This is a genomic window from Microbacterium endophyticum, from assembly GCF_011047135.1.
Lineage (GTDB): Bacteria > Actinomycetota > Actinomycetes > Actinomycetales > Microbacteriaceae > Microbacterium > Microbacterium endophyticum.
Map to the genome: position 1 here is coordinate 1,494,848 of NZ_CP049255.1, position 12,711 is coordinate 1,507,558.

General features: G+C 62.7%; 13 protein-coding genes. 2 read left to right on the forward strand and 11 right to left on the reverse strand.

Features of this window, described 5'->3' with window-relative positions:
- Positions 1–11 precede the first annotated feature (11 nt).
- Positions 12–341 carry a monovalent cation/H(+) antiporter subunit G gene (gene mnhG, locus G6N83_RS06935; protein ID WP_165143233.1) on the forward strand — a complete coding sequence of 110 codons (330 nt, stop codon included), beginning with the start codon at positions 12–14 and terminating at the stop codon, positions 339–341.
- A gap of 3 nt (positions 342–344) precedes the next feature.
- On the opposite strand, the gene G6N83_RS06940 is transcribed toward mnhG, so the two are convergent.
- Positions 345–1,817 carry a phytoene desaturase family protein gene (locus tag G6N83_RS06940; protein ID WP_241246114.1) on the reverse strand — a complete coding sequence of 491 codons (1,473 nt, stop codon included), beginning with the start codon at positions 1,815–1,817 and terminating at the stop codon, positions 345–347.
- Positions 1,786–2,175 carry a winged helix-turn-helix transcriptional regulator gene (locus G6N83_RS06945; RefSeq protein WP_165140625.1) on the reverse strand — a complete coding sequence of 130 codons (390 nt, stop codon included), beginning with the start codon at positions 2,173–2,175 and terminating at the stop codon, positions 1,786–1,788. Before G6N83_RS06945 ends, G6N83_RS06940 begins: the two co-directional genes overlap by 32 nt.
- 99 nt (positions 2,176–2,274) lie before the next feature.
- Here G6N83_RS06945 and G6N83_RS06950 point away from each other — a divergent pair, with 99 nt between their 5' ends.
- On the forward strand, positions 2,275–3,123 hold the full coding sequence (locus G6N83_RS06950; RefSeq protein ID WP_165140627.1) for an SDR family oxidoreductase: 849 nt from the start codon (positions 2,275–2,277) through the stop codon (positions 3,121–3,123).
- A gap of 31 nt (positions 3,124–3,154) precedes the next feature.
- Here G6N83_RS06950 and G6N83_RS06955 read toward each other — a convergent pair whose 3' ends face one another.
- From G6N83_RS06955 to G6N83_RS06995, 9 genes are all read right to left on the reverse strand, one after another.
- A complete protein-coding gene (locus G6N83_RS06955) occupies positions 3,155–4,966 on the reverse strand; it encodes a YhgE/Pip domain-containing protein (protein ID WP_165140629.1) in 1,812 nt (603 codons plus the stop codon).
- On the reverse strand, positions 4,963–5,574 hold the full coding sequence (locus G6N83_RS06960) for a hypothetical protein (RefSeq protein ID WP_165140631.1): 612 nt from the start codon (positions 5,572–5,574) through the stop codon (positions 4,963–4,965). The genes G6N83_RS06955 and G6N83_RS06960 overlap by 4 nt, the downstream gene beginning before the upstream one ends.
- Positions 5,574–6,209 (reverse strand): TetR/AcrR family transcriptional regulator, encoded by a 636-nt coding sequence (locus G6N83_RS06965; RefSeq protein ID WP_165140633.1) that lies wholly within the window; start codon positions 6,207–6,209, stop codon positions 5,574–5,576. Before G6N83_RS06965 ends, G6N83_RS06960 begins: the two co-directional genes overlap by 1 nt.
- A gap of 55 nt (positions 6,210–6,264) precedes the next feature.
- On the reverse strand, positions 6,265–7,710 hold the full coding sequence (gene argG / locus G6N83_RS06970; RefSeq protein WP_165140635.1) for an argininosuccinate synthase: 1,446 nt from the start codon (positions 7,708–7,710) through the stop codon (positions 6,265–6,267).
- 44 nt (positions 7,711–7,754) lie between these two features.
- The gene (locus G6N83_RS06975; RefSeq protein ID WP_241246115.1) at positions 7,755–8,510 is read right to left on the reverse strand and encodes an ABC transporter ATP-binding protein; all 756 of its coding nucleotides are present in this window, start codon (positions 8,508–8,510) and stop codon (positions 7,755–7,757) included.
- Positions 8,507–9,319, reverse strand: coding sequence for an ABC transporter ATP-binding protein (locus G6N83_RS06980; RefSeq protein ID WP_165140639.1), 813 nt, complete (start codon positions 9,317–9,319; stop codon positions 8,507–8,509). Before G6N83_RS06980 ends, G6N83_RS06975 begins: the two co-directional genes overlap by 4 nt.
- A complete protein-coding gene (locus G6N83_RS06985; RefSeq protein WP_241246116.1) occupies positions 9,316–10,095 on the reverse strand; it encodes an ABC transporter permease in 780 nt (259 codons plus the stop codon). Before G6N83_RS06985 ends, G6N83_RS06980 begins: the two co-directional genes overlap by 4 nt.
- A 56-nt stretch (positions 10,096–10,151) precedes the next feature.
- Complete coding sequence (locus tag G6N83_RS06990; RefSeq protein WP_165143235.1) at positions 10,152–11,114, reverse strand: ABC transporter permease; 963 nt, start codon at positions 11,112–11,114, stop codon at positions 10,152–10,154.
- Between the two features lie 76 nt (positions 11,115–11,190).
- The gene (locus G6N83_RS06995) at positions 11,191–12,684 is read right to left on the reverse strand and encodes an ABC transporter substrate-binding protein (RefSeq protein WP_165140643.1); all 1,494 of its coding nucleotides are present in this window, start codon (positions 12,682–12,684) and stop codon (positions 11,191–11,193) included.
- Positions 12,685–12,711: the final 27 nt, after the last annotated feature.

Below are 12,711 nucleotides of genomic sequence, written 5' to 3' on the forward strand. Positions count from 1 at the left end.
ACGGAATTTCGATGGTGCTCATTCTCGTCGGCGCGCTGTTGTGCCTGAGTGCAGCGATCGGCGTCGTGCGCTTCCGAGACGTCGCGTCACGGTTGCATGCGGCGACCAAACCTCAGGTCCTGGGCCTCGTGCTCGTCTGCCTCGCGGTCGCGCTTTCACAGCGGTCCTGGCCGGTCGTTGCGTTTCTCGTTCCGGTGATCATGATGCAACTTGCCACGGCGCCGCTTTCAGCGCACATGGTCGGGCGGCAGGCCTACCGCAATGGCGCAATCCCGGAAGCGGATCTCGTCGTCGACGAGCTGCGCGATTCGGCGATCGTGGACGATTCTCCACCGAACTGACGTCTACTTCTCGCGCGGCAGCAAATCAGGGGAACCGAGTTGTGCGTGCGTGCGAAGTGCGCTCTGAGCCGCATACCACCCAGACAGCCCGTGAACTCCGGGCCCCGGCGCGGTTGATGCTCCGCACAGGTATACGCCGTCAAGTGGAGTTCGCCACGGGTCGCGCGCGAGTCGAGGCCGAGCTATCAGCTGAGAAAGAGTCGGGGCGCCCGCGCCAATGTCGCCCCCGATGAGATTGGGATTGCTGGCTTCTACCTGGGCGGCGCTGAGGCTTGCCGCGTCGATGATGACGTCACGAAAGCCCGGCGCGAAGCGCTCGATCGCGGTGACGACAGCCTCGCGGCGATCCAGGGTCGATCCGGCGGGAACGTGCGTGTACGCCCACAGGGTCGCAGCACCGGCGGGTGCTCGTGTGGAATCGAGCACGGAGGGTTGCGACACCAAAACATAGGGGGATGCCGGGTGCCCACCTCGTGCAACAGCATCTTCTGCGCGCGCAATCTGTGCGCGTGTTCCGCCAAGGTGGAGGGTAGGGGCGTTTCGAAGCACGGGATCTGTCCACGGAACCGGCGCACGCAGGGCGAAATCTACTTTGGCGACACCGTTGCCGTAGCGGAAGCGTGCGAGCGAGCGACGGTACGCCGGCGGCATCCGATCTCCTGCGAGAGCCACGAATGCGCGGGGCGTGACGTCGAGGATCGTGATTTCGGATGCCGGAAGGTCATCGAGCGAGTGAACGTCAACGCCCGTGATCACGGTGCCGCCGTGCGCCTCGAGATCTGCGACGAGAGCGTCGATGATCGCCTGACTGCCGCCTACCGGTACCGGCCACCCACCAGCATGGGCGTGGGTGGTCAGAGCGAGACCTGCCGCAGCGCTGGCGAGTGAGGGTAACGGCAAAATGGTGTGCGCGGCCGCTCCTGAAAGGAGCGCTCGGGCGTCTTCGTCGCGAAAGCCCGCATTCCACAAGTGTGTACCTTGCTGCAGTGAACGCAGGCCGAATTGCGCTGCAACGCCGGGTGTCTCGGGAACCTGGAGCAGCGGAGACCCCGTGAACCGCGCAATCTCGAGTGCTTTCGCCACGAGAGGGGCGAGAAGCCGTCGGTATGCCCGGCCATCGCGGCCGAGTTGTGACGCAGTGTGGTCGAGACTGCGGTACGCAACGGCGCTTCGTCCCGCAACGATCGGGTGGGCAAAAGAAATGTCGGGGACGCGGAGGTCGATGCGGGATGCGAGCCCGAACGCGCGGAAGAACGGTGATGCGAGAGCGAGGGGGTGAACCGCGGATCCGAGATCGTGTTGAAATCCCGGTTGAGTCAAGGGAAGCGTGCGTGCGGAGCCGCCGATCGTGTCGGCCTTTTCGTAGACCCGCACCGTGTAGCCGGCACGTGCGAGAGTGACAGCCGCGGCCAGTCCGTTCGGGCCCGAGCCGACGACATTCGCGTCAGTAGACGACGGCATCTGCATTCTCGACATCGCCGACGATGTCGTCCGCGTTCGCGGAGATCCACTCGATGAGAGGAAGCATGCGTTCCATCAATTCGCGGCCGGTATCTGTCAGGCGGTACTCCACATGGGGCGGAACTGTGGCGAGCGCGGCACGTGCGACGATTCCATCGGATGTCAGTGTGCGAAGCGTGGACGCGAGCATCTTCTCGCTGATGCCATCAACTTCGCGTCGCAGCTCGCTCCAGCGACGCGTGCCGTTCGAGAGTGCGCAGAGAACCAAGACACCCCATCGACTCATGACGTGGTCGAGAACCGTGCGCGTGGGGCACGCGACAGAAAAAGATCCTGGCCGAGACGCTTGAATTTCCGCAAAACTGATGGACACGTGAGTACCTTACCAAAAGGTGGGTACCCCCAGATCGGAATGTCTGATGCCTCGCGGATGCTGCACTCTCTGTACCGATTTCCTCGGAAGGATTTTATTATGACCATTCTCGTGACTGGTGCCAGCGGACAGCTCGGGCACCTCGTTGTTGACAGCCTCCTAGCGCGCGGAGCTAATCCAGCTGAAATCGTGGCGGGAGCGCGAACCGTCGAGAAGGCGGATGACATCGCCGCTCAGGGTGTGCGCGTCGTGGCCCTTGATTACAGCGATAGCGCTTCTCTGGTCGCTGCGTTCGATGGTGTCGACAAGGTTGTGCTCGTGTCGAGTTCGGCTGTGGGTCAGCGCGTTGCCCAGCACCAGGCCGTGATTGACGCGGCTGTGGCTGCCGGTGTTTCGCTCTTCGTCTATACGAGCCTCCTTGGCGGACCCGACAGCCCATTGCCGCTTGCTGCCGAGCACGTCGAGACGGAAAAGGCGATCGCGGGATCCGGTCTTCCCGCCGTTATCCTTCGTAACAGCTGGTACATCGAGAATTACGCCGCCGACCTCGAGCGCGCACGCGAAACGGGCACACTTGTCGCAAGCGCTGGTGACGGACGGGTCTCGAGCGCAACGCGCGCCGAATACGCTGATGCCGCAGCTGCTGTCGTGCTCAGTGACGGACACGCGGGCGCGATCTACGAGCTCGGTGGCGATGTCGCCTGGTCATACGCAGAGCTTGCCCAGGCCATGTCGGAGATCATCGGTCGTGAAGTCGTCTACACGGCCATCTCGACCGCCGACCACGTCGCGGCTCTCGAAGCTGCGGGCCTCGATGAGGGCACCGCTGGGTTTGTCGCTGCGCTCGATGCCGGTATCGCCGCCGGCGCTCTCGTGGCACCCGACCACACTCTTTCGCAGCTCATCGGTCGTCCGACCGCATCGCTCGTCGAGAGTCTGCGCGCGTAGCTGACATTCCTCACACGCACCCTGCGTGGACTCACCCGATGAGACTCGGTTGCAGGTCACGCAGGGTGCGTTTGTGTGTCATCCGGGTGACCCCGATAGCTGAGAGGATCAGTGCGCCGACGAGCCATGCGGCCAGGATGCTGACGTCCACCCATACTCGGTCGGGATTTCCGCCGTACATCACCTGGCGCATGGCGTCGACGACGTAGCCCATCGGCAGCACGTGGTGAAGCGCAGCAAGTGGCGCGGGTAGCGTCTGCCACGGGAACGTCCCGCCCGCGGTGACCAACTGGAGCACCATGAGCACAAGGCCGAGGAACTGTCCGACCGAGCCGAGCCAGACGTTGAGAGCCATGATGATCGCCGCATAGGTCGCAGACGCGAACACCAAGAGGCCGAGGGTTGCCCACGGATGTGTGAACTCGAAGCCGAGGGTGTATGACAGCACTGCGAAGAGCGCGACCATCTGCACCGCACCGAGAGCTGCCGGTGTCGCCCATCCCGCAAGCGTGACGCGTAGGGGAGAGTGCAATGCCGTCACAGCGCGGCGCGACGTCGGCTTGACGATGAGGAAGAGCGCGTAGATGCCGATCCATGCCGCAAGAGCTGCGAAGAATGGTGCGAGACCTGCTCCGTAGTTCTGCGCAGACGTGACAGAGCTGGTTTCGATCTCGACCGGGCTCGAGAGGGTTTTCGCTTGCGCGCTGCGGGTGGCCTTGTCGCTGTCTGGAAGCTCATCCGCACCGCTTGTCAGGCTGTCACGAAGCGTGCCAGCGCCGTCGAGGATTTGGACGATTCCGTTGTCGAGTGAGCTGATTCCGTCGCGAACCTGGGCCGCGCCATCGGCGGCGCTCGCCGCTCCGTCGGTCAGCGTGGCGGCTCCTGCTGCGACCTGATGGGCACCGTCGTTGAGCTGGTTGATCTGAGCGACGGCGTTCTGCACGCGGCTGTTCACCGTCACCACGTCGTCACCAACGTCGTCGAGGTAGCCGAGAATCTGATCGATCTGACTCTGGTCCAGGTCGGTTTTCGCCAACTCGGCGGCAATGTCGCTGCGTGCCTGTGGGAGGCTGTTCGTGACATCGGTGGATGCTGCAGCAACTTGCTGAGCGGTGTCGTTGAGCGTTGCGGTACCGGCCGCCACCTGGTTCGCACCGTCGGTGAGCGTGGCGGCTCCGTCACGGAGCGCCACAGTGCCATCGGCAAGTTGTGATGAGCCGGTCCCCAGGCTGTCTGCGCCGTCTTTCGCCGTCGAGAGCGCATCGGCAAGTTGGCCCGCGCCGTCGGAGGCGTCGAGCAAGTTGATCCTGATCGTGTTGAGCGCGTCGAGGAGCGTGAGTCCGGACTCGTTGACGACCTTCTCGGCAACGGTCTTCTGGATCTTCTGGATGGCTTGAGAGCCGATAGTGGACGCAAGATAGTTGTTCGCGTCGTTGGTGCGGAGGTCGAGATCCGCCTGGCGAGGGCTGTCGGACGTGATGGATGCAATCGCGTCGGTGAAGTCGGACGGGATTTCGATCGAGAAGTCGTAGCTGCCGTTGTCGAGTCCCGACTCCGCCTCGGATGCCGACACCACATGCCAATCGAATGTGTCGGAGTCGAGAAGTTCATCTGCGACCTCGTTACCGAGGTTTCGCGCCGTGCCGTTTATCGTGGCACCGCTGTCGCTCACAACGAGAGCAACGGGCACCTCATCGAGACTGCCGTAGGGATCCTGATTGGCCCACAGGTACAGGCCGCCGTAGAGGATGGGCACGCAGACGAGCGCGATCAGGGCAATGATCGACATGCGTGTGGAGAACAGTCGCCGAAACTCGGCCGTGATCATCTGGGGAATCTTCATGCGCCAACTTCTTTCTCGGCGACAGCTTCGAGCGCCTCGGCGGCTGCCTGCCCGGCGATCACGAGGACGGCGAGCCCGCGTTCGGCGAATTCTTCTGCGATTTCCCACCAGGCCCCCGGGCGACCTCCGTGCCTGTCGGGGGAGACCAGGACGAACCCTTCGACGCCGGCGCGTAGCACGGCGAGCTCGCAGAGGATTCGCACGCGCTCGGTGGGTGAAATGTTGCCGAAGGGCACGAAGGCGATGTCGCCCATGTCGTGCGCGCGCAGCCAGCGCACTGCGGATATCGTCGAGGACCTGCGCCCGGCGAACATGAGTTCTTCGGACACCACACCCGCGGTGAGAACATCTGGGTGCGGATCGCACACGTCTGGCGCGTCGATCAGAGCAACCCGGCGGCGGAGGTCTCGAGTCTTCTCGGAACCATCGATCGTCACGTATCCGGCGCTTGGGCGCATCCGCCCCGACGCGATGAGTCCAAGGACTGTCGGTCGTTGTTCGGTCTCTGCGCAGGCGAGCACGGCGTGCCCGGTTGAATAGGTGACTGACGTCTCGGGAAGCGCCCGCATCCGACGGCCCTTCGCGACCGACTCGAGTTCGATGAGCATCAGTTCGTCTCCATGAGGTCGGAGTGCTCGTGCACGAGTTCGGCCGCCTCTCGCCATGAGAGCCCGGCGACCGAAAGTACTGTGCGGACCGCGAGAGAAAGCTGTGGCTCGGGCGCCGTATCGATCCGTGTCACCATCATGCGCGCAGTTTCTTCGAGCAGCCGAGCGAGAGTGGGGGCGGTGACGTCGGTACGCAGGTGTCCGGCTGCCTGCCCGGTTGCCACTACCTGCAGTAGCTCGCTCCGCAGCGGAGCGAGGGCTTCTGCGGTGTCGTTGATGTGCGCATCATCGAGAGCGACCGCCGCGGACACTTGCACGTGCGATGCCTCTTTCCACAACCGCGAAGTGAGGCGGGCGAGCGTGATGCGGCTATCGGTTGCTTGCGACTGCGCCGAGATTTCGGTGGCGATTGCGTTGAAGCGCACGGCGCCAGCAGAAATTACTTCGCGCACTAGGGCTTCACGGTCGTCGAAGTGCCCGTAGAGCGCACGCCGCGAGAGCCCAGCGTTTCGAGCGATCTCGTCAATTGACGCGTGCGGGTTTCGCGCGATTGTTTCGGTCGCGGCCGAGAGGATTCCGGTTCGGTTATCGCGCGCATCGCGCCGAGCGCGCCGAGGTGCCTGTTGTGTGCTCACCAGCACATGTTACGCAAGTTGCACAGTGGTGTGCAACTTAAGATTGCGATGTTACTTAGTCGGTGCCGGAATCAAACGCTGCAGCCTCGGATGCCTCATCCACGGCATCTGCGAGTTCTTCGCGTTCTGCGCTGCGGTTCGTCGCGTGCTCGGTGATTTCTTCGGCTCCGCCGCGCTCGAGCTCACCGACGAGTTCTCCGGTCGCGCCACCGATGAGGCCGAGTGAAGCGTACTGCTCCAGGCGCGAGCGGGAATCCGCGATGTCGAGGTTTCGCATCGTGAGCTGACCAATTCGGTCGGTCGGGCCAAACGCTGCATCGCCGACGCGCTCCATCGACAGTTTCTCAGCCGCGTACGAGAGTCCGGCGCCGGAGGTCTCGAGGATCGTGTAATCCTCACCGCGACGCAGTCGCAGCGTGACAGAACCGGTAATCGTCGAACCGACCCACTTCTGAATCGATTCGCGGAGCATCAGCGACTGCGGCTCGAGCCAGCGACCCTCGTACATGAGACGACCGAGGCGTCGCCCCTGTTCGTGGTACGTCGCAAGCGTGTCCTCGTTGAGAATTGCACTCACGAGACGCTCGTAGGTGACGAACAAGAGCGCCATACCTGGAGCTTCGTAGATTCCGCGCGACTTCGCTTCGATGATGCGGTTCTCGATCTGGTCGCTCATGCCGAGACCGTGACGACCACCGATGGTGTTCGCCGCCTTCACGAGTTCAACCGGGTCGCCGCCGAATGTGTCGCCGTTGATGGCGACAGGGCGCCCCGCTTCAAGGGTGATCGTGACGTCTTCGGTTTCGATCTCCACTTCGGGATCCCAAAAGCGCACTCCCATGATGGGCTCGACGATTTCAAGTGACACATCGAGCTGCTCGAGTGTCTTCGCTTCGTGGGTCGCGCCCCAGATGTTCGCGTCGGTCGAGTACGCCTTCTCTGCGGAATCACGGTAGGGGAAGTCACGTGCGGTGAGCCACTCGCTCATTTCGGTGCGTCCGCCGAGCTCGGTGACGAAGTCAGCGTCGAGCCACGGCTTGTACACGCGGAGACGGGGGTTTGCCAGCAGACCGTAGCGGTAGAAGCGCTCGATGTCATTGCCCTTGTAGGTCGACCCATCGCCCCAGATGTCGACGCCGTCTTCTTTCATGGCACGTACGAGGAGCGTGCCGGTGACGGCGCGACCGAGGGGGGTTGTGTTGAAGTACGTGCGTCCACCGGAGCGGATGTGGAATGCACCGCATGAGAGCGCGACGAAGCCCTCTTCTACGAGGGCCCGGCGGCAGTCGATGAGGCGAGATGCCTCGGCACCGTACTCGAGTGCTCGTCCGGGGATCGACTCGATGTCGTCTTCGTCGTACTGACCGAGGTCACCTGTGTAGGTGAACGGCACGGCGCCTTTCTCGCGCATCCATGCGACCGCGACAGAGGTATCGAGACCTCCAGAGAATGCAATTCCGACGCGCTCGCCGATGGGCAGGGATTCAAGTACCTTCGACATGCTTTCAATCCTACTGACCGCTCGGCGCTCGCATATTCGGTGGGCTACCGGGCCAAGCGGGGAGCTGCGGCTACCAGTTCGCGGGCGTAGCCACTTTCGGGGGCGGTCAGGATCTTGCTGGTCGGCCCCGCTTCAATGATCTGCCCGGATTTCAGCACGATCGTGTGATCGCATACGGATGCCACGGCGCCCAAGTCGTGGGACACCATCACCAGAGCGAGCCCCTGTTCGCGGCGGAGCGTCGCTAAGAGATCGAGTACTTGAACTCGCGTTGTGACATCGAGCGCACTCACCGGCTCATCGGCAAGGAGCACTCGCGGTCGCGAAACGATTGCGCGCGCGATCGCTATTCGCTGTCGCTGACCACCGGAGAATTCATGCGGATAGCGGTTGAGCACGTCGTGTTCCAGCCCAACCGACTCGACAGCGGCGGCAACCCGGTCCGGTATCTCGCGGGCGATTGCGAGGCGCAGCGAGCGCAGGGGCTCCGCGATGACGTCATCAATCCGCTGCCGTGGGTCGAGTGACGAGTATGGGTCTTGAAAGACCGGCTGCACGCTTGATCGAAAGCGGCGCATCAGGGCTCGATCTCGGAGCCGAAGTGGTTCGCCGTCAAAACGCACAGTTCCGGCACGCGGCGAATCCAGACCGAGAAGTAGCCGCAAAATCGTCGACTTTCCGGCACCTGATTCACCGACAAGGCCCACGGCCCCTCCGTGCGCTACCGAGAGTGAGACTTCGCGGAGTACCTCTGACGTGCCATACGAGAAGCTGGCGGATTCGAGTTCGAGAATGCTCACAATGACTCTCCCTCGGCGCCGTGTGCTGCGGCATCCCATGCGGCATCGAGAGCACGAGCGCTGGCGACGAGGGCTGCCGTGTAAGGATGCCTCGGCGTTGACAGAACCTCGAGAACGTCGCCCTCTTCGACGGCGACGCCGTCACGCATCACGATGAGGCGCTCGACCATGCGAGCGACGACAGCCAGATCGTGGCTGATGAACAGCAGCGCCATGCCACGATCGGTTGCCAGTCGCTCGAGCAGTGTAAGGACGCCGTCTTGCACCGTGACGTCGAGGGCTGTCGTCGGCTCGTCGGCGATCAGGATGCGCGGGTGTGCTGCGAGAGCGATAGCGATGGCGACCCGCTGGCGTTGCCCTCCGGAAAGCTCATACGGGTAGGCGCGGGCGATGCGCGCTTCGGTGAGCGAAACCTCTGCGAGCGCCTCGTGCACAGCATCGCGGAGAGCAGCGCCGTGCAGATGGAGGTGGCGACGGAGCGGCTCAGCGATCTGCTTTTCAACGCGCATCAGCGGGTCGAGGGCAGTGAGCGGTTCTTGAAAGACGATCTGCGCGACCGGGCCGCGTAGTGGGCGAATTTCGTGGTCGGGTGTGCCGATGATCTGGTGACCTTCGATCTGCACACTCCCCGTTGCCACGAGACCGTCGGACAACAACCCGAGGGCTGCGAGCGACATGATCGACTTTCCGGAACCCGACTCACCGATGATTCCCACGCGCTCGCCCGGTTTCACCGCGAACGACACGTTGTCGACGAGAGTGCCGGCGCCAGCGCGCACAGTGAGGCCGGAGACGTCGAGAACATTCATCGTGACCTCCATCCTGAGCGCCGGCGGGTCGGATCGGTGTACTCGCGGAGCCCGTCTGCGAGAAAGTTCACGCCGAGTACGAGAACCACGATCGCGACACCGGGGGCGATAGCGCCGACTGGAGCGGCAAGTACGGTTCCCTGCGCTTCTTGCAGCATTCGTCCCCAGGATGCGTTTGGTGGCGGCGCTCCGAGCCCGAGGTAAGAAAGGCTCGCTTCGGCGAGAACGGCGATGCCAAACTGCAGCGCGAGACTGACGACGAGAGTTGGTGCGATATTGGGGAGAACGTGCTTGGTGACAATGCCGAGAAGATTCGTTCCGCTCGTGCGCGCGGCCGTCACGAACTGCTCTTGCAACACCCGGCGCGAAAGAATGCGGGTGAGTCGTGCGATAACGGCTGACATCGCTAACCCGATGGCGAATGTTGCCGACCACAGTGACGCACCCTGTACCGCAACGACGAGCATGGCGAGAAGCAGAACCGGAAAGGCGATGACGACGTCGAGCGCCGCTGAGACGGTGTCGTCAATCCAGGCGCGAGCGAGAGCGGCACCGAGACCGATCAGGATGCCGAGGGTTGCGGCGATGGCCACAGCACCCGCCCCGACCGTCAACGCAATACGTGCGCCGACCATCAGCTGCGACAGCAGATCACGGCCCAGTCGGTCGGTTCCGAGGAGGTGCAGACCGCTGGGGCCTTCCAAGCGACCGCCGCTGGTGTCGGAGAGTGGGTATGGCAGCCAAAACAGCGAGACAACCGCCACCAGAAGAACCACCGAGGTGAGGGTGACTCCGATAACGAGTGTCGCGTGTGGCCGCCGCTTCGCGCGACTCAACGGTTACCCGAGACGCTCGTACGCAACCGTGGGTCGACAAGGCGCTGAAGGATGTCTGCGGCGAAACCCACCAAGAGAACGAAGAGGGTGCTGACGACAAGAACGCCCTGGATATTTGCGTAGTCGTGCTGCTCGATTGCCGTGAGCAGCATGTTTCCAAGGCCTGGCAGAGTGAAGACGCTTTCGACAACGACAGCACCGAGAAGAGTTGTCGAGAGCTCAATTCCGAGCACCGCGATCACAGGAACCGAACCATTTCGTACACCGTGTCGCAGGAGTGCTTCGGTCATTCCCGCACCCCCGGCGCGAGCCGTACGTAGGTAGTCACTCCCTAAAACGTCGAGCGTTGCGGATCGGACATATCGGCTCAATGACGCGCTCATGACGATCGCAATCGTCACGATGGGGAGGGCAAGCGACCTCAGCGCGTCGGCAGGATCAGCCCAATCGTTCCGCGGAAAACCACCCGACGGCAGGAGCCCGAGGTTGAGGGCGAAGATCCACACCAAGATGACGCCCACCCAGAAAACGGGAACCGCGACGCCGAGCTGCGAGAAACCCGAAAGCGCAATGCCGTACCATCGATCAGCACGCATCGCGGCGACGATTCCGATCACGAGCGAAAGAACGAGTGCGAGGCCGAACGCCATGAGGGTTAGCGGAAGCGTCACGCCCAGCCGTGACGTGACCTCGGGGCCCACGGGTCGCGAGCTGATGAGCGAGTTGCCGAGATCGAACTGCAAAAGTTGGCTGGCCCACTGCAGGAACTGTTGGAGCACAGGCTGATCCGAGCCCACCTGTGCCCGTGCCGCCGCGATCTGTTCGGGCGTTGCATCAACCGACAGCAGCGCGTTCGCAGGATCGCCCGGTAGGAGCCGCAGCAGAACAAAGATCACCACCATCGCGACGACCAACGACACCACGAGAAACGCGGAGCGTCGCAGCAAGTAGGTGAGCATGTATTTCACAAACGAAGGCGGATGCCGCGGGTACAGGTGCGGCGCGGCATCCGCGATTCGGTTAGGTCCTTGGTGGTTACGATTTCACGATGTCGTAGGCGTAGAACTGAGAGTTCAAGCCGTTGACCGGATATCCCGTGACGTCGCTCGAGGCGACAACGATCTGCGGATAAAGATACAGCCACACGCTCGCGGCATCTTCGGCTATCTGCTCGTTGACCTTCTTGAGCAACTCGGTCTGCTCTTCGGTGGACGCTGCCTGTTCGGCTTCGCTGACCCACTGCTGCACATCGGCATTGTCATAACCCCAGTAGAAGTCGGGGTTGCCGTACCAGACGACATCACGGTCGTTGACGTGCTCCTGCAGCGTCGCCTCGAAGTCTTGGTCTTTGAAGACCTTGGTGTACCACTCGTCGGCGCTGATCGTGTTGATCTCGACAGTGATTCCGACCTCCGCGAGTTGTGACTGCAAGAATTCCGCGACGGCAGGGTGCGGATCGTAGCTCGGGGTGTCGAGAGTGAACGTGAATCCGTCGGCGTAGCCTGCTTCCGCCAACTCTTCGCGAGCGAGGTCGGGGTCGTAGGGGTTCACATCGGTGAGGTCTTCGTACCAGGGGTCGGTGGGCGGAACCATCGATCCGATCAAGGTGCCGTAGCCGCCCCAGATTGCCGTCAGCAACTGCTCGGTATCGATCGCGGAGTAGACGGCTTTGCGTACGAGAGCATTGTCGAACGGTGCAACGCGATCGTTGAACGCGAGCAGTTCCTTTGTCGTCGACGTGCCTTCGCTGACCACGAAGTCGTCATTGTCAGTGAATTGCGAGAGCGAGTCCGGGCTCTGCACGCTCGTGATGATGTCGATCTCTCCGGTGAGCAGCGCGTTGTTCTCCGCAGTGGCATCGGTGAAGTAGGTGAAAACCACCTCCGCGTTTGTCGCGGGCGTACCCCAGTAGTCGTCCCAGCGCGTCAACGTCAACGTGCTTCCCTGCCGCCACTCATCGAGCGCATAAGGTCCAGTGCCGTCTTCGCTCTGAGTGAGGTCTGTCGCCTCGGAATTGATAATCCAGATGTAGCTGAGGTTGTAGAGGAACGAGATCGATCGCTCCGAGAGAGTGAAGACCACTGTGGTGTCGTCGGGGGTTGCGATGTCGCTGATGACGGCGAAACTCGACTTGCGCGCTGACTGGGAGTCCTCGGCGGTGACGGCATCGACGCTTGCCTTGACGTCGGCCGACGTGAGTTCCTTGCCGGAGTGGAATGTCACGTCTTCGCGGAGCGTGATCGTGTACGTCAGGCCGTCATCGCTCACATCGGAGCTCGCGGCGAGAAGCGGCTCGACTTCACCGTCATCGGTCAGCTTGTAAAGGCCCTCGTAGACATTTCCATTGAAAGCCTCGGTCACACCCTGCCCGCCTCCCTGGGTGTTGCTGAGGTTCTGGGGCTCATAGAGCGAACCGATGTAGATGGTCGCGTCATCACCGCTCGTTGCGGCACCCCCACCCGCGGAGCAGCCGGCGAGTGCGAGGGCAGCGATGACGATCGTCGAAACGGCAGCGAGGGATCTCTTCATGTAACGGGTACTCCAGGTTGCTGTGGA